General features: G+C 47.0%; 13 protein-coding genes and 1 pseudogene. 1 reads left to right on the top strand and 13 read right to left on the bottom strand.

From position 1 onward, the window contains the following. Positions 1-157: 157 nt before the first annotated feature. The 5 genes from ABUA47_RS15305 to ABUA47_RS15285 all read right to left on the bottom strand — a co-directional run bounded on the left by ABUA47_RS15305 (position 158) and on the right by ABUA47_RS15285 (position 5,346). On the bottom strand, positions 158-1,429 hold the full coding sequence (locus ABUA47_RS15305) for an adenylosuccinate synthase (protein WP_005826216.1): 1,272 nt from the start codon (positions 1,427-1,429) through the stop codon (positions 158-160). Then, positions 1,426-1,914, bottom strand: coding sequence for a Fur family transcriptional regulator (locus ABUA47_RS15300; protein WP_005835580.1), 489 nt, complete (start codon positions 1,912-1,914; stop codon positions 1,426-1,428). Before ABUA47_RS15300 ends, ABUA47_RS15305 begins: the two co-directional genes overlap by 4 nt. Before the next feature lie 127 nt (positions 1,915-2,041). After that, the gene (locus ABUA47_RS15295) at positions 2,042-2,716 is read right to left on the bottom strand and encodes a DNA alkylation repair protein (protein ID WP_005835579.1); all 675 of its coding nucleotides are present in this window, start codon (positions 2,714-2,716) and stop codon (positions 2,042-2,044) included. A gap of 6 nt (positions 2,717-2,722) precedes the next feature. Next, positions 2,723-4,771 (bottom strand): dipeptidyl-peptidase 3 family protein, encoded by a 2,049-nt coding sequence (locus ABUA47_RS15290; protein ID WP_035449633.1) that lies wholly within the window; start codon positions 4,769-4,771, stop codon positions 2,723-2,725. A gap of 101 nt (positions 4,772-4,872) precedes the next feature. Then, complete coding sequence (locus ABUA47_RS15285) at positions 4,873-5,346, bottom strand: helix-turn-helix domain-containing protein (RefSeq protein ID WP_005826207.1); 474 nt, start codon at positions 5,344-5,346, stop codon at positions 4,873-4,875. A 281-nt stretch (positions 5,347-5,627) separates the two neighbouring features. On the opposite strand from ABUA47_RS15285, the gene recQ reads away from it, so the two are divergent. Continuing rightward, positions 5,628-7,439, top strand: a complete 1,812-nt coding sequence (gene recQ, locus ABUA47_RS15280; protein ID WP_035449635.1) for a DNA helicase RecQ — start codon at positions 5,628-5,630, stop codon at positions 7,437-7,439. A gap of 3 nt (positions 7,440-7,442) precedes the next feature. Here recQ and ABUA47_RS15275 read toward each other — a convergent pair. The 8 genes and pseudogenes from ABUA47_RS15275 to ABUA47_RS15240 form a co-directional block, all read right to left on the bottom strand. Beyond that, positions 7,443-8,294 (bottom strand): annotated as a pseudogene (locus tag ABUA47_RS15275) (tetratricopeptide repeat protein). Positions 8,295-8,309: 15 nt separating this feature from the next. Next, a complete protein-coding gene (cysK, locus tag ABUA47_RS15270; RefSeq protein ID WP_035449638.1) occupies positions 8,310-9,260 on the bottom strand; it encodes a cysteine synthase A in 951 nt (316 codons plus the stop codon). Positions 9,261-9,669: 409 nt separating this feature from the next. After that, entirely contained in the window at positions 9,670-10,731 is a 1,062-nt protein-coding gene (leuB, locus tag ABUA47_RS15265; protein ID WP_005835570.1) for a 3-isopropylmalate dehydrogenase, read from the bottom strand. After that, positions 10,721-10,978, bottom strand: a complete 258-nt coding sequence (locus ABUA47_RS15260) for a hypothetical protein (RefSeq protein ID WP_005835569.1) — start codon at positions 10,976-10,978, stop codon at positions 10,721-10,723. The genes leuB and ABUA47_RS15260 overlap by 11 nt, the downstream gene beginning before the upstream one ends. A gap of 12 nt (positions 10,979-10,990) precedes the next feature. Beyond that, complete coding sequence (locus ABUA47_RS15255) at positions 10,991-12,532, bottom strand: alpha-isopropylmalate synthase regulatory domain-containing protein (RefSeq protein ID WP_005826194.1); 1,542 nt, start codon at positions 12,530-12,532, stop codon at positions 10,991-10,993. Next, complete coding sequence (gene leuD, locus ABUA47_RS15250; RefSeq protein ID WP_005826193.1) at positions 12,522-13,121, bottom strand: 3-isopropylmalate dehydratase small subunit; 600 nt, start codon at positions 13,119-13,121, stop codon at positions 12,522-12,524. The genes ABUA47_RS15255 and leuD overlap by 11 nt, the downstream gene beginning before the upstream one ends. 109 nt (positions 13,122-13,230) lie before the next feature. Next, entirely contained in the window at positions 13,231-14,625 is a 1,395-nt protein-coding gene (gene leuC, locus ABUA47_RS15245; protein WP_005835566.1) for a 3-isopropylmalate dehydratase large subunit, read from the bottom strand. Positions 14,626-14,667: 42 nt separating this feature from the next. Beyond that, positions 14,668-16,164 carry a 2-isopropylmalate synthase gene (locus ABUA47_RS15240; protein WP_005835565.1) on the bottom strand — a complete coding sequence of 499 codons (1,497 nt, stop codon included), beginning with the start codon at positions 16,162-16,164 and terminating at the stop codon, positions 14,668-14,670. Positions 16,165-16,377: the final 213 nt, after the last annotated feature.

The following is a 16,377-nucleotide window of genomic DNA, read 5'->3' as shown; positions in this document are numbered from 1 at the left end:
GTGCGGAGCACACAAGAAGAAACAACAGTAAAAAAGACAAAAGACGTGTTTTCATGGCAATAAATAAAAAAGGCACGGATTATCCGGACACCCACGGTTCTTCAGATGAAGCCGCGAAATCCGTGTAATCCGTGTCTAAGGTTATCTGTTTGTTTTATTATTCCTCTGTATACCGTTCGATGGTCTGCTCACGGTCCGGTCCCAGAGAAACAATCTTGATGGGCACACCAAGCTGTTCTTCCAGGAATGACAAATATGCATTGAATTCTTCCGGGAACTCATCTTCACTCTGCATCTTGGTCATATCCGTCTGCCAACCGGGTAGCTCTACATAAACCGGTTCAACAGTCTCATTGATATCGAACGGGAAGTAATCAATCTCTTCCTCATCCATCTTGTAAGCTACACAAGCCTTAATGGTTTCAAAAGAATCGAGCACATCGCTCTTCATCATAATCAGTTTGGTAACCCCGTCTACCATAATGGCATATTTCAATGCCACCAGGTCAATCCAGCCACAACGGCGCTTACGTCCTGTCACAGAACCGAACTCATGACCCAGCGTGCAAATCTGGTCACCGGTCTTGTCGAATAATTCCGTCGGGAACGGACCGGCACCTACGCGCGTACAATAGGCTTTGAAAATCCCATATACCTCACCAATCTTGTTGGGAGCAATACCCAGACCGGTACAAGCACCTGCACAAACCGTATTGGAAGACGTTACAAACGGATAAGAACCGAAATCAATGTCCAGCATTGTCCCCTGCGCACCTTCGCACAATACAGACTTGCCGGCAGCCAGCAGATTGTTCATCTCATGTTCGCTATCCACCAACTGGAATTGTTTCAAGTATTCGATACCTTCGAACCATGCCTTCTCCATTTCGGTAATGTCATACTCATAGTTCAAGCCTTTCAAGATTTGCTCATGACGGGCCTTGGCCGCTGCATACTTCTTGTCAAAGTCATGCAGAATGTCGCCTACACGCACACCGTTACGGCTGATTTTATCCGTGTAAGTCGGTCCGATGCCTTTTCCGGTCGTTCCTACCTTTGCATCGCCTTTGGCTGCTTCGTATGCAGCATCCAGTATGCGGTGAGTCGGCAGAATGAGGTGTGCTTTCTTGGAAATGTGCAAGCGTTCCTTCAAGTTATGGCCGGACGCTTCCAATGATTCGGCTTCCGCTTTGAAGAGAGCCGGGTCAAGCACCACTCCGTTACCGATGATATTCACCTTGTCTCCCTGGAATATTCCAGACGGAATGGAACGGAGCACATACTTCTGCCCTTCAAACTCGAGTGTATGTCCGGCATTCGGTCCGCCCTGGAAACGAGCTACGACATCGTATCTCGGAGTTAACACATCAACGACTTTGCCTTTGCCTTCGTCGCCCCATTGTAATCCTAATAATACGTCTACTTTCATTTTTCTTTTTTATGGTTATTATTCTTTTTCTTCCGTTTATTGGCCCGGTCACACTTGCTGCACAACCCATACATATATAAGGAATAGTGCGTAAGATTAAAACGGCTCAGTTTGGTATTCTCAATGGCATGTTGCAACTCCTCGTTCTGAAACTCGGTCACCTTTCCGCACTGGGTGCATATCTGGTGATGGTGCGTATCGCGATTATAAGATTTTTCGTATTGGGAAGAGTTGCCGAACTGATGCTTGATGACCAGACGAGCATTTATAAGCAAAATGATGGTATTGTAAAGCGTTGCACGGCTGACGCGGAAGTTCTCCTGGTCGGCCATCAGTGAATAGAGCGTGTCGATATCAAAATGACCGTCTATGGAGTAAATGGTGTCAAGTATAGCATAACGTTCGGGAGTCTTCCGATGCCCGTTCGCATTCAGATATTCAGTGAATATCTGCCTAACTGTATCTTTCACATTCTGACTTTCCATTTGACGGCGCAGTTTTACAGCCAACAAAGTTAATCCTTTTTTGTGGAAAGCAAACGAGAAAGAGATAAAAATTGCGATAAGGGAAATATTCCCTTACCGCATCAGTCTCTATAACCATAGAACTAATCTAACAAACCTCCTCTTTTACAAGATTGTATAGTAATTGTTCTACATCAGAAGAAGAATTGTCCATACCCTCCACTCTGCGGCAAACTTGAAAAGAATTTTCCTCATTTTGCTGCATAAAGCGGCGGATAGCAGTCATGGCTGCATTGCGTACATGATAGGAGCCCGACAAAAAAGCCGTTATTGCCTGGTCGAGGAACTCATTTTCAACCCGTTCGTTCATATCCCCTTTCTTCATCAATAGACGGGCTATGGTGAGGAAGCCGCAAACCTGCGTGTATTCGTCCTCGCTTGCAATCCAATGGAAGGACTTGGCAGGCGCATAAGGAAGATGTTGGAATAAATTCATGCAGGTAAGTTCTGCAATCTCGATATTACGGATATCTTCCACCCAGATATCGGCTATCTCGGGCAGGAAACTCTCTACCGGCTGTAAAAGTCCCGCCAATATTTTGCACTCTCTGATATCTTCTTTCCACAAAGCCTGAGCCAGAGAGTGGTCCTTCTCGTAACCGGCAGCAATACCCTTGATACGGGGCAACTCCACGCCAAAGTTCAGCTTATATACCAGCCCTTTCTCACGCATACTTTGGGACACAGCCCCGTTCATTGAGAGACGGAGCTGTGTCTTTATATCTTTCAGCCGCTGATGCAGCTGCTCTTTAGTATCTATCATAGTTCATCATTTATTGACAGAAGACAATGTAGAATAGTCTTTGCTATAACGCAACATCTGTTCCGCATAACCTTCATCATAAGTCACTGTCACATCTGTTATAGTACCGTCGGCATCCGTCACCACTTCATACTTGGGATTGACGAACCCCTTATACGGCGCAAGATTCAGCTTCTTGTAGCGTTCCAGCACTTCGGCATGCAAAGCGGGATCGACTTTCACGGCATAGGCTTCCACCAAATCATGGGCACCGGCATAGTCACCGGTGGACTTGATACGCTGTATCTCGGCAAGCAACCGGCCAAACAAGTCACGCACTTTCTCATAATCGTTTATCACGACGTACGTCTTCCCATCCTTCTTTACCAGTTCCACAACCTTCTCCGCCGCACCTTTCTCGTACACCCAGCGGGCTATGAGCTGACGGTTGCGCATATGGGCTTCTTCTACATTGTTACCCGGTTCGATACGTACAAGCTGTGTCATCAAACCATTCATCAGATAGGTGTAGTATTGGGCCTTATAAGCATCCGCACTTGGAGTAAGCCCCAGTTCCACCAGCTTCGGGTCGGCCACGTAGTAGAGTCCGAACAAGTCGGCGCGCGCCTCTTCGATAGTAGAACCATATGCCTTCAACGCATCGGGGTCCACACCCGGGAGCAATTTACCGGAACCATGTCCCAAACATTCATGCAAGTCAGTATGCAGTTCATCTGTCACATCTGCATACTTATCAATCAGTTGAAGCTCTGCATCACTGTACACAAACTCCTCATTGAACCCGTTGCCGTGAGCTGCCTTGTTATAAGCATCTGTAATGTTACCGATTGTAACGGATTTCGAACCATGATGGCTACGTATCCAGTTGGCATTGGGCAGGTTGATGCCGATAGCTGTTGCAGGATACAAGTCACCGGCCAGAATAGCCGCCGTGATTACCTTAGCAGACACCCCTTTCACTTTCTCCTTCTTGAATTGTCCGTCTACCGGCGAATGGTCCTCAAACCACTGTGCATTGCCGCTTATCAACTCTGTACGCTGGGTAGCTTCCAAATCTTTAAAATTCACCAGAGATTCCCAGCTTGCCTTCATGCCGAGCGGGTCACCATAACTTTCGGTAAAACCGTTCACAAAGTCAATGCGTGAGTTCAAATCCTTCACCCACAAAATGGCATATTCATCGAATGTCTTCAAATCGCCGGTTTCATAGAATTCCATCAGTTTGGCTATCACCGCCTTCTGCTCGGGAGTCTCGGCAACTCCTTCTGCCTTCTTCAGCCAGTAGACAATCTTTTCAAGTGCCTGTCCATACAAGCCCCCCACTTTCCATACTTTCTCCTGAATCTTGCCATCCTCTTTCACCAAACGGCTATTCAAACCATAGGAAACGGGAGTTTCATCCTGCGGATTCTTCAAGGCATTATAGAAATCTTCGGCCTCCTGCTGCGTCACGCCATCGTAATAATTGCATGCGGAAGTCAAAACCAAATCTTCACCGGCAGCTTGGTTCACCCGTTTGGGCATCACCGTGGGGTCGAAAATAACGGGGAACACTTCCTCGCACAGTTGTTCCACAGTCTGTCCTTCGGCAAGCGGCAATGTAGCTGCATCCACACTCTGTACAGCCTGCCTGAAGAATTCGGGAGTAAATCCCGGAACGAACTTTTCGCTACCATAGTGATGATGAATGCCGTTAGAGAACCATACCCGCTTGAGGTACACTTCCATAGCCTTGAAATCAGGAGTATTCTTATCTCCCTTATAGCCGGTATAGACAGCTTCCAGCATCCGGCGAATCGTCAGGTTATACTTGCCATTCTGGTCGAAAAGAATGTCTCTGCCCTGCAAAGCCGCTTCCGTCAAATAATAAACCAATTCTTTTTGTTTGAGGGACAAATCCTCAAAACCTGGTACGCGGTAACGTAAAATCTGTAAATCTGCAAATTGTTCCACTGTATAGTCAATTTTTTCTGCCTCAGCAGTTGTTTTCGGATTTCCGCCACAAGCCGTCAATAGAGAAAGGGCAGTCACCATAGAAATTAGTTGTTTCTTCATGTGTCGGGAGTATATAGATTGGTATTAAAAAAGAAGAAAAGGAAGTATCCCGAAACAACTGTTCCGGAATATTTCCTTTTTATTCATTCAGTCATACAGAATTATTTCTTCTTAGCTTCTTTTTCTGCGTGTCTTTTACGATATCCATTAGGAGTCTCACCTACATTTTTATAGAAAGCAGCATAAAAAGACTGACGGTTTGCAAAGCCGACCATCGTACTGATCTCCTCTACATTCTTGTCAGCATATCTTTTGTCTGTCAACAAATGCTGCGCTTCTTTTACTCTATATTCATTCAGCAGGCAAGAATAGTTCATGCCGAAGCGTGAATTCACCACTGCAGACAAATAGCGAGTATTGGTCTGCAATTCTTTCGCCAAATCCTTAGCGGAATAATCAGCATCTCTGTACTTCTTTTGTACAACAACGATATTCAATATCTTGTCATACAACTCATCTGCCAATTCCGGCCTTATCAAAGAACGGTAGGCAGCATCCTTTTCTTTCTTTTCGCGCAGGTTGTAAGGACGTTTCTTCGTTCCTTTTTCCTGGGCATTGTTTTCTAAATCACTCATTGAATTAACTGGTTAGGGTTGTTTAAAATCGGAAAAGCCAAAGGGTTAGCCCCTTAGACTTTACAAAAGTCAGACATTTTTTTTTAATACACAACTTTTCCCGTATATATTTTTGATAAATAAACAACGAAAAAGGTTGAAAAGTAGGTCAATTCAGCCATTAATAAGAAACTTTAACCTTTTGCAGAAACTCATATGATACAAAATCTTGATGACTTTCCATTTGTAGTATATGCAATAATTAGTGTACCTTTGCCGGAAGAAATCCATACTGCCAGATTATGCTACAAACGCTCAAGACATATTTCGGTTACGACAGTTTCCGCCCCTTACAAGAAGACATCATACGCCATCTGATGGACCGTAAAGACGCATTGGTACTGATGCCTACGGGAGGTGGAAAATCCATCTGCTACCAACTTCCCGCCCTATTGAGTGAAGGCACGGCGGTAGTGGTTTCTCCGCTCATTTCCTTGATGAAGGACCAAGTGGAAACGCTCTGTGCAAACGGTATCGCGGCCGGTGCACTGAACAGCAATAATGATGAAACAGAGAATGCTTCCCTACGACGTGCATGCATGGAAGGCAAGCTGAAACTGCTATATATTTCTCCTGAAAAATTATTGGCGGAAGCCAACTATCTGTTAAGGGATATGCATATTTCCCTTTTCGCCATTGATGAAGCTCACTGCATCTCACAATGGGGACACGATTTCCGTCCGGAATATACACAGATGGACATCCTTCACCAACTGTTTCCCCAGGTTCCCATCATTGCACTTACTGCCACAGCCGATAAAATAACCCGTGAAGATATTATTAAACAGCTACACCTCAACCAACCGAGAATTTTCATTTCATCTTTCGACCGTCCCAACCTGAGTCTCACCGTAAAAAGAGGTTACCAGCAGAAGGAAAAAAGCAAAGCCATCCTCGACTTCATCGCCCGCCATCCGGGAGAGAGCGGCATCATTTATTGCATGAGCCGCAGCAAGACTGAAACAGTGGCACAAATGCTTCAAAAACAAGGGATAAAGTCAGCAGTCTATCATGCCGGACTGTCGTCGGCACGAAGAGATGAAGCACAAGACGACTTCATCAATGATCGCGTGCAAGTGGTATGCGCCACCATTGCCTTTGGAATGGGAATTGACAAAAGCAATGTGCGCTGGGTAATTCATTACAATTTGCCCAAAAGCATTGAAAGTTTCTATCAAGAAATAGGACGTGCCGGACGAGACGGAATGCCCAGTGACACCCTTTTGTTCTATTCACTGGCCGACCTCATTCTGCTCACTAAATTCGCAACGGACAGCGGACAACAAAGCATCAACCTGGAAAAACTGCAACGCATGCAGCAATATGCGGAAGCAGATATCTGCCGCCGCCGCATTCTGTTAAGCTATTTCGGTGAAAATACGACCTGCGACTGTGGAAACTGTGATGTATGCAAAAATCCCCCCGAACGTTTCGATGGTACAATAATCGTACAAAAGGCACTTAGTGCAATCGCGCGTTCCGAGCAACAGATAGGAACCGGTATTTTAGTGGACATCCTCCGAGGAAACATGAGTTCTGAAGTTACAGAAAGGGGATACCATCGCCTTAAGACCTTTGGAGCCGGGCGTGAAGTACCTGCCAGAGATTGGCATGACTACCTGCTGCAAATGTTGCAACTCGGCTATTTCGAAATAGCCTACAATGAAAACAACCATCTGAAAATTACTCAAAGCGGAACAGATGTCTTGTTTGGCAGAGCACGCGCCCTGCTTGTCACCATCCGCCGCGAGGAAGCAGTACAAGCTACAAGAGGCCGTAAACGCAAGGCTACAGTTCCAACCAAAGAATTGCCATTGGGATTGCCCAATAAAGAAAGTGGGGAACTTTTCGAGGCTCTCCGCACTCTCCGCAAACGCCTTGCCGACCAGGAAGCACTTCCTGCCTATATCGTACTGTCCGACAAAGTGCTCCACCTACTCAGCACCTCCCGCCCCACTACCATAGAAGAATTTGGTAATATCAGCGGTATCGGTGAATATAAAAAGAAGAAATACGGAAAAGAGTTTGTGGAACTGATACGGAAATACAGTTGAATATTATTTACACTGTAACAGTAAATCCCTAAGGTCACCTTGCGGCACGCCAAGCGAAATGGCTTTTTCGAAGTCACGTTTTGCCAACTCCTTTTTCTTTTGAGAAAGGTAAATTTGCCCCCGTATCAAGTAGGCTTCTGTCTGCGAAGCATCCAGCTTGATGGCTTCTTCCAAGTCCATCATGGCCAGGTCCACATGTTTCATATCCTGCTCTACACCCGCACGTGCTACGTAAAGTACGGCATATTGCTGGGTAGTCAGCCGGGTAGCTTCTCCTCCTTTTTCTGCAATCATGGCATTCAATATCGAAAGCGCCGCTTCATATTTGCCCTCCTTCTGCTCCAGTGTAGCCAACCCCAGACGGCCATTGTAACTCTGGGGGGCAAGTTTCAGCAGACGTTCATAATCAGACTTTGCAAAATTATAGTTGCGCTGCCGCATATAGATATAGGCACGCATCAGCAAGGCTTCCTGATTATCGCTCTCTATATCCAGCACCAAAGAATAGTCTATCCGGGCCAAGTCATCCTTTCCCAACTCTAGATAAAGAGCGGCACGATTCATCAGGGCGGGTATGGCACGCGGAGCAATGTTCAATGCCAGAGTATACGAGTCAAGAGCCTGCTCATACCGGTGCTGCCGACGTTGTATCGTACCCAAGTTGGAGAACAGCAAAGCGTTATGAGGATTGGCGGGCTCCATTTTCAAAGCTTGTTCAATCTATTTTTCGGCCAATGACAAGCTGTCTTGCTCCGTGGCTGCAACCGCACGTTCGCTCAGTTCCTGATAGGTTTGTGAAAAGGCAGGGAACATCGTGGCTCCACACAAGAAGAAAGAAAAAATAAGTTTCTTCATATAATAGTTCAGTATTTATTCCAAAGGATAGGTATCGAAAGCGAACAGTTCTGTTGACAAATAGCGTTCCCCCGTATCGGGCAGTAGGGCAACAATCATTTTATCCGCAAATTCAGGGCGTTCGGCCAGCAACCGTGCCGCATATACCGCCGCACCGGATGAGATGCCCGCCAGCAAGCCTTCCGTAGAAGCCAGCTCTCGTCCTCCACGAATGGCCTCGTCATCGGGCACCGGAATAATCTCGTCTACTACAGAAGCATCATAAATGGAAGGAATAAAATTGGCCCCAATCCCCTGGATGCGGTGCGGTGCGTCTTCCCCTCCTTCCAGAACCGGAGAGGAGGCCGGTTCTACAGCCACAACATAGACATCCGGATTATGTTTCTTCAAGGCACGCGCCACTCCACAGACCGTACCGCCCGTACCCACACCGGCAACAAAAACAGTCACTTTACCATCCGTGTCCGTCCAGATTTCTTCCCCCGTAGTATGTTCATGAGCCTTGGCATTGGAGGGATTCTCAAACTGCTGCAGAATAACCGCACCAGGTATCGCATCCCGCAATTCTTTCGCTTTGGCAATGGAGCCGGCCATACCTGCCAGTCCGTCGGTCAGTACAATCTCCGCACCCAAGGCTTTCAACAGATTACGGCGTTCCACACTCATGGTCTCCGGCATGGTCAATATCAAATGATATCCCTTGATGGTTGCTACCATCGCCAGTCCCACGCCGGTATTGCCACTGGTAGGTTCAATAATCGTGGCTCCGGGTTTCAAAGCCCCACGTGCCTCGGCATCCTCAATCATGGCAAATGCCACACGGTCCTTCACGCTTCCCGCCGGATTAAAAGATTCCAGCTTAGCCACAATATTTCTTTTCAATCCGTATTTACGACTGTATTCAGCCAATTCCATCAAAGGAGTATGCCCAATCAACTCCGTCAGGTTCTTTGCAATTTTCGCCATAATCTCACTGTCTAATACATTCTTCCCGTACACACTTATGTAACATGGATATGCTGACAAAGATATGGAAATTCCAAGAAATAAACCGTGCGGGAAAGGAAAGATTATACTGCCATCTATCAAAGCTTAACACGAATAAAGAGGATGAAAGGATATGAAACGATTGAAGAAGGCAGGATGAGGAGGAAGAACCATATCTGACAATCAGCGACTTCCCACTGCAAAGATGGTGCATGCTTTTTGCAGTAGTACTGCAAACGAGCTGCAGCGTTACTGCAAATAGGTTTGCAGTGGTACTGCAACTGCTTTGCAGCGCAACTGTAACAGCTTTGCAGTGACACTGCAAAAGGTTTGCAGAACTTTGCAGTGAGAAGTTACTGATGAACAGAACGGTAATGAGACACTGTTATCAAGACTTCTTAAGATAGTCTACAATCCACGCGCCCACTTCCTTGGTACCGTATTTGTCGCCACCTTCTACTTGAATCTCCGGTGTACGTACATTCGCATCGAGTGAAGCATCAACTGCCTTACGAATCAACGCCCCCTCCTCTTTCAGGTCGAAGTATTCGAAAAGCATGGCTACAGACAAAATTTGCGCCAGCGGATTGGCTATATTCAAGCCTTTCGCCTGCGGCCAGGAACCATGGATAGGTTCGAATACCGGCGTGCTCTCTCCCGTAGAAGCAGAAGGCAGCAATCCCATAGAGCCACTGATGCAGGAACCCTCGTCCGTCAAAATATCACCAAACGTATTTTCCGTAACCATTACGTCAAAGAATTTCGGCTCTTGAATCATCTTCATGGCGGCGTTGTCCACAAACATATAGTCGGTTGTCACCTCGGGGTACTGCGGTGCCATCTCCTGGGCAATCTGTCTCCAAAGACGGGAAGAGGCAAGCACATTGGCTTTATCCACCACCGTAAGATGTTTACTGCGTTTCATGGCATATTCAAATCCGACTTTCAGGATACGCTCAATCTCAGGACGGGTATACATGTTCGTATCATACGCCTTGTCATTGTCCTGGTATTTCTCACCGAAGTACATGCCACCGGTCAATTCGCGGATGCAAAGGAAATCGGCGCCATCCACCAGTTCCGCACGAAGGGGAGACTTATGGAGCAGACATTTGAAGGTCTGCACGGGACGGATGTTGGCAAACAGTCCCAGTTTCTTGCGCATAGCCAGCAAGCCCTGCTCGGGACGCACTTTGGCAGTAGGGTCATTGTCGAATTTCGGGTCACCTACGGCAGAGAACAATACAGCATCCGCATTTTTACAAGCCTCATAAGTGGCTTCGGGAAACGGGTCACCCACCTTGTCTATCGCGTCTGCACCGCAGATGGCATATTCATAGTTCACTTTATGTCCGAACTTCTCACACACGGCAGTCATCACATCCACGCCTACGGTAGAGATTTCGGGGCCGATACCGTCACCGGCCAACACTGCAATTTTAAAATCCATTGTTTTCTTTATTATTTAAAAGTTCATCTATCTTCTTTTTGTTTGCAAGATTCTTGCGGCGATACCGATCACCCCACACAAAACCTGCTGTCAATATAAGGGTATTGATGGCTGACATAAGATACTCGTCCGCATCCAACTCGCCGCTCCACCAACGCAGAAAGAGGTTGAAAGCAAAAAGCAAGCCTGCATACAACGCATAGCATACATAAGGACGCCTCTCAAAAAACGATTTCTTTTTCTCCATGAGATCCATTTTTTATGATTCGTATTCGTCTTCTATGATATTCAGCATCTTCACCGTCGCCTTGATGGCCGCTTCCGTCTGGTCTGCGTCCAATCCGCGTGTACGGAATATCGTATCTTCAAAACTCCAGGTAATAACCGTCTGCACAAAGGCATCGGTACGCCCACCGGGAGGAATGGTCACGGCATAGTTCGTCAGCATCGGGAACTTACGACCCAGTGTCACTTTATATATCTTGCGCAAGGCGCGCACAAAAGCATCATACTGGCCATCTCCACTGGAACTTTCCTCATATTCCTTTCCGTTAATTTCTATCTTCAACGTAGCCATCGGCTTCAATCCATACGCCAGATTCACAATATAGCTCTTAAGGCTGACGCGTTCTTCTGCCATTCCGTGCTTCAGTACGTCCGAAACGATATAGGGCAGGTCTTCTTGCGTCACCAGCTCTTTCTTGTCGCCCAACTCAATGATGCGTTCGGTCACTTTGCGCATGGCATCTTCATCCAGTTGTAACCCCAAGTCCTCCAGATTCTTCCGGATATTGGCTTTACCGCTGTTCTTGCCCAGGGCATACTCTCGCTTGCGACCAAAGCGTTCGGGCAGGAGGTCGTTGCAGTAGAGGTTACTTTTATTGTCACCGTCGGCATGGACGCCTGCCACTTGGGTAAATACATTCTCGCCAACAATCGGTTTATTGGCGGGAATGACGATGCCCGAGTAGGACTCCACCACACGGCTTACGTCGTTCAGGCGGCTTTCGTCAATGTTGGTAATGGCATTGAAGTGGTCTTTCAGGATAGCCTGCACACTGGCAAGCGGAGCATTGCCGGCGCGTTCGCCCAGGCCGTTAATGGTAGTATGCAGTCCCTTGCAACCGCTAAGTACGGCGGCAAGCACATTGCTCACGGCAAGGTCATAGTCATTGTGGGCATGGAAGTCAAAATGGGCATGCGGATAGCGTTTCACCATCTTGCGCATGAACTCGATGACCTGCAGCGGGTTCAATACGCCCAACGTGTCAGGCAACATATAGCGGCGGATATTGGTCTGCTCCAAGGCGTCCATCAGACGGAACACATATTCCGGAGAATCTTTCATGCCGTTGCTCCAGTCTTCCAGATAGACATTCACTACCATATCCTGCTCGTTGGCGTAATCCACTACGGACAGAATATCCTCGATATGCTCTTCGGGAGTCTTCTTCAACTGGTAGGTGCAATGCTTCAGCGAGCCTTTGCACAGCAGATTGATGACACGGCAACCGGTCGCATGTATCCAGTCCACCGACGTGTGGCCATCTACAAAGCCAAGCACTTCTACTCTTGGCAACAGATTACGGCGTGCCGCCCAGTCACAAATCATTTTTACGGCATCAAACTCTCCTTCGGATACCCGCGCAGAAGCCACCTCCACCCGGTCTACCTTCAATTCCTCCAGTAACAAACGGGCAATCATCAGCTTCTCATGGGGCACAAAGGAGACTCCGCTGGTCTGTTCACCGTCGCGGAGCGTAGTGTCCATGATTTCTATCTTCGGATGATTATGCTTCATTTTTATTCTCCCAAGCTTCTATCTTATCTTTATTCTCAACCAGAAAATCGATGTCATCCAAGCCATTCATCAGGCAATGTTTCTTGTAGGCATTGATTTCAAAATGTTCGATCTTGCCCGTAGCTTTGTTGGTGATGGTCTGTTCGGGCAGATTCACTTCCACTTCCATCTTCGGATTGGCAGAGATAGAGTCGAACAACTCTTTCAGGAACGGCTCACTTACCACCACCGGAAGCACAAAGTTGTTCAGTTCATTGTTCTTGTGTATATCGGCAAAGAAACTCGATACCACCACGCGGAAACCGTAACCGGCAATGGCCCATGCAGCATGCTCACGGCTGGAACCGGAACCGAAGTTCTTTCCCGCCACCAGAATCTGTCCACCGTAAGTGGGATTGTTCAAAACAAAGTCCTTGTTCAGAGAACCGTCCGGATGATAGCGCCAATCGCGGAATAAATTATCTCCGAAGAACTTTTCCTCACGGGTAGTAGCTTTCAGAAAACGTGCAGGGATTATCTGGTCTGTATCCACATTCTCTAATGGAAGAGGCACACAAGTACTGGTTATTATATCAAATTTTGTCTTCATCTTTGTATTTACGATTTACAATTTACGATTGAAAATACTCTTGATTTACCTTTGTTGAACGATGTTTGATTTACGAAGTAATTTTAATCGTAAATCGTCCAATCGTACATCAAATCAGCGTTCTCGGGTCAGTAATTACTCCAGTCACTGCCGCTGCTGCAGCTACAAGCGGGCTGGCAAGCAGTGTTCGGGAACCCGGTCCCTGGCGTCCTTCAAAATTACGGTTACTGGTAGACACTGCATACTTTCCGGCAGGCACCTTATCGTCGTTCATTGCCAGGCAAGCAGAACAACCCGGTTGGCGAATGGCAAAACCGGCCTCTTCCAAAATCTTGTCCAGTCCCTCTTCGCGAATCTGTGCATCTACCATCCAGGAGCCCGGAACCAGCCATGCCACTACATTCTCGGCTTTCCGACGGCCTTTCACAATGGAGGCAAATGCACGGAAATCCTCAATGCGTCCATTGGTGCAGGCACCCAAAAACACATAGTCAACCTTCTTACCCAGCAAAGGTTCTCCCGGTTGGAAACCCATATAGCTCATAGACTTCATGAAAGAGGTCCGGGCAGCTTCTCCCATGCCTTCGGTAGTAGGAATATGTTGTGTGATACCCATACCCATGCCCGGGTTGGTACCGTATGTAATCATCGGTTCAATATCTTCGGCAGCAAAACGGACTTCCTTGTCGAACACTGCATCCTCATCACTCTTCAATGTTTTCCAATAGGCCAATGCCTTGTCCCATGCCTCACCCTTCGGAGCATATTCGCGTCCTTTGATGTACTCGAAAGTGGTCTCATCCGGAGCAACCATACCGCCGCGGGCACCCATCTCTATACTCAGATTGCACAAGGTCAGACGGCCTTCCATAGTCAGACCACGCACAGCTTCTCCGGCATATTCCACGAAATATCCCGTAGCGCCGCTGGTCGTCATCTTCGACATCATATACAATGCTACATCTTTTGCCGTCACTCCCTTGCCAAGTTTGCCGTCGACAGTGATGCGCATTGTCTTAGGACGGGTCTGAAGGATACATTGCGAGGCCATTACCATTTCCACCTCACTCGTACCGATACCGAAAGCCACTGCTCCCATCGCCCCGTGGGTGGAAGTATGCGAGTCACCGCAGACAATGGTCATGCCAGGCAGGGTCAGCCCGCGTTCCGGGCCTACTACATGGATAATTCCGTTCTTCTTGTCCATCATGCCGAAATGGGCCAATCCAAACTCTTCCGCATTCTTGGCCAGTGTATCTACCTGAGTCTTTGAAACCGGGTCTTCAATCGGCTTGTCCTGGTCATGCGTCGGCGTGTTATGGTCGGGCATACAGAAAATCTTTTCCGGACGGAAACACTTGATTCCACGTTCGCGCAATCCTGAAAAGGCTTGCGGGCTGGTTACTTCATGACAATAAAGCCGGTCAATATAAAGCTGTGTGGGACCGTCTTCCACTTTCTGTACCACATGGGCATCCCAGATTTTATCAAATAATGTATTCATCTCTTTATGTACAATTTAGCTATTTACAATTTACGATTAAAATCACATCTTGAACTTATTGATACAGTCGATGTACGCTTCCACTGATGCCGCGATAATATCCGTATTGGCACCGAACCCATAATAAATATGATTATCGTATTCCACCTGCATATGTACCTTACCCATATCGTCGCTACCCTTGCTGATAGCCTGGATAGTGAATTCCTTCAATGTCATATGGCGGTCAATAATCTTCTTCAAAGCCTTGATAGCAGCGTCTACCGGACCGTTTCCACTGGCGGCGGCTTCAAACTTCTCGCCAGAGATGTTCAATCCCAAGCTGGCAACCGAACGAACCCCCACCCCACTGGTCACCTGAAGATATTCCAGTTTGATACGGTGGTTCTGCGTACGGTTTGCCCCTGCCAATACCAGAATATCATCATCGTTGATATCCTTCTTCTTATCGGCAAGTTTCAAGAACTCTTCATACACTTTGTCCAACTTCTCCTGATCCAGTTGTACTCCCAATATCGACAAACGATTCTTCAAGGCTGCACGTCCGCTACGGGCTGTCAATACGATGGAATTATCATCAATACCCACATCATGCGGGTCAATGATTTCGTAAGTCTGTACATTCTTCAACACACCATCCTGGTGGATACCCGACGAATGGGCAAAAGCATTGCGACCTACAATAGCCTTGTTGGGCTGCACCGGCATGTTCATCAGGCTAGACACCATACGGCTGGTTGGATAAATCTTCTGTGTATTGATGTTGGTCTCGATTTCTATGTCCTTGTGACATTTGATAATCATCGCCACTTCCTCAAGAGAAGTATTGCCGGCACGTTCACCAATACCATTGATGGTTACCTCCACCTGGCGGGCACCATTCAGTACGCCAGCCATTGTATTGGCAGTAGCCATGCCCAAGTCATTGTGGCAATGAGTAGAAATAATGGCATTATGAATACCGTTGACATGTTCCATCAGATATCTTATCTTCGCGCCATACTCATCAGGCAAGCAATACCCCGTTGTATCGGGAATATTCACCACAGTCGCACCTGCCTTGATAACAGCTTCTACCACCCGTGCCAAATATTCATTATCCGTTCGGCCTGCATCTTCGGCATAGAACTCTACATCATCCACATACTTACGTGCATACTTTACGGCAGCCACTGCACGCTCTATTATTTCCTCGCGATTGGAATTAAATTTATATTTAATGTGCGAGTCAGATGTACCGATACCAGTATGGATACGTTTATGCTTGGCAAACTGCAAAGCCTCTGCCGCCACATCAATATCTTTCTGTACGGCACGTGTCAAGGCACAGATGGTGGGCCATGTCACAGCTTTTGATATCTCAATGACCGAATTGAAATCTCCCGGACTTGAAATCGGAAATCCGGCTTCAATCACGTCCACCCCCAAGGCTTCCAGTTGTCTGGCTACCTGAATCTTTTCCACTGTATTCAATTGGCATCCCGGAACCTGCTCGCCATCGCGGAGCGTTGTGTCGAAAATAAATAATTTGTCACTCATTGCTTTATTGTATTTAATTTATGTTCCATAAAAAAAGCCTTTCACACTTGGAAGTGAGAAAGGCTTCATATATCATTGCATCTTACATATATATTCACGCACAGCACTCACTTCCACTAAACTTTGCCAGTAGAATAATAATACCACACAGTAGAATATATGTAAAGTTCTGAATCATCTTCTTTTTTGTTTTGACGTTGCAAAGGTAGATAT

Source organism: Bacteroides sp. RTP31139st1_H2_RTP31139_211217 (genome assembly GCF_040227615.1).
Lineage (GTDB): Bacteria > Bacteroidota > Bacteroidia > Bacteroidales > Bacteroidaceae > Bacteroides > Bacteroides uniformis.
Note: the sequence above shows the minus strand (reverse complement) of the source record. Positions and strands in the feature narration are given on the sequence as shown.

Bases quoted from the DNA above. Each gene is read 5' to 3' on its own strand.
- ABUA47_RS15290 (WP_035449633.1), bottom strand. From the start codon at position 4,771: ATGAAGAAACAACTAATTTCTATGGTGACTGCCCTTTCTCTATTGACG.
- ABUA47_RS15260 (WP_005835569.1), bottom strand. From the start codon at position 10,978: ATGGAGAAAAAGAAATCGTTTTTTGAGAGGCGTCCTTATGTATGCTAT.
- ABUA47_RS15295 (WP_005835579.1), bottom strand. From the start codon at position 2,716: ATGATAGATACTAAAGAGCAGCTGCATCAGCGGCTGAAAGATATAAAG.
- ABUA47_RS15255 (WP_005826194.1), bottom strand. From the start codon at position 12,532: ATGAAGCATAATCATCCGAAGATAGAAATCATGGACACTACGCTCCGC.
- leuD (WP_005826193.1), bottom strand. From the start codon at position 13,121: ATGAAGACAAAATTTGATATAATAACCAGTACTTGTGTGCCTCTTCCA.
- ABUA47_RS15285 (WP_005826207.1), bottom strand. From the start codon at position 5,346: ATGAGTGATTTAGAAAACAATGCCCAGGAAAAAGGAACGAAGAAACGT.
- leuC (WP_005835566.1), bottom strand. From the start codon at position 14,625: ATGAATACATTATTTGATAAAATCTGGGATGCCCATGTGGTACAGAAA.
- ABUA47_RS15305 (WP_005826216.1), bottom strand. From the start codon at position 1,429: ATGAAAGTAGACGTATTATTAGGATTACAATGGGGCGACGAAGGCAAA.
- ABUA47_RS15240 (WP_005835565.1), bottom strand. From the start codon at position 16,164: ATGAGTGACAAATTATTTATTTTCGACACAACGCTCCGCGATGGCGAG.
- cysK (WP_035449638.1), bottom strand. From the start codon at position 9,260: ATGGCGAAAATTGCAAAGAACCTGACGGAGTTGATTGGGCATACTCCT.
- leuB (WP_005835570.1), bottom strand. From the start codon at position 10,731: ATGGATTTTAAAATTGCAGTGTTGGCCGGTGACGGTATCGGCCCCGAA.
- ABUA47_RS15300 (WP_005835580.1), bottom strand. From the start codon at position 1,914: ATGGAAAGTCAGAATGTGAAAGATACAGTTAGGCAGATATTCACTGAA.
- recQ (WP_035449635.1), top strand. From the start codon at position 5,628: ATGCTACAAACGCTCAAGACATATTTCGGTTACGACAGTTTCCGCCCC.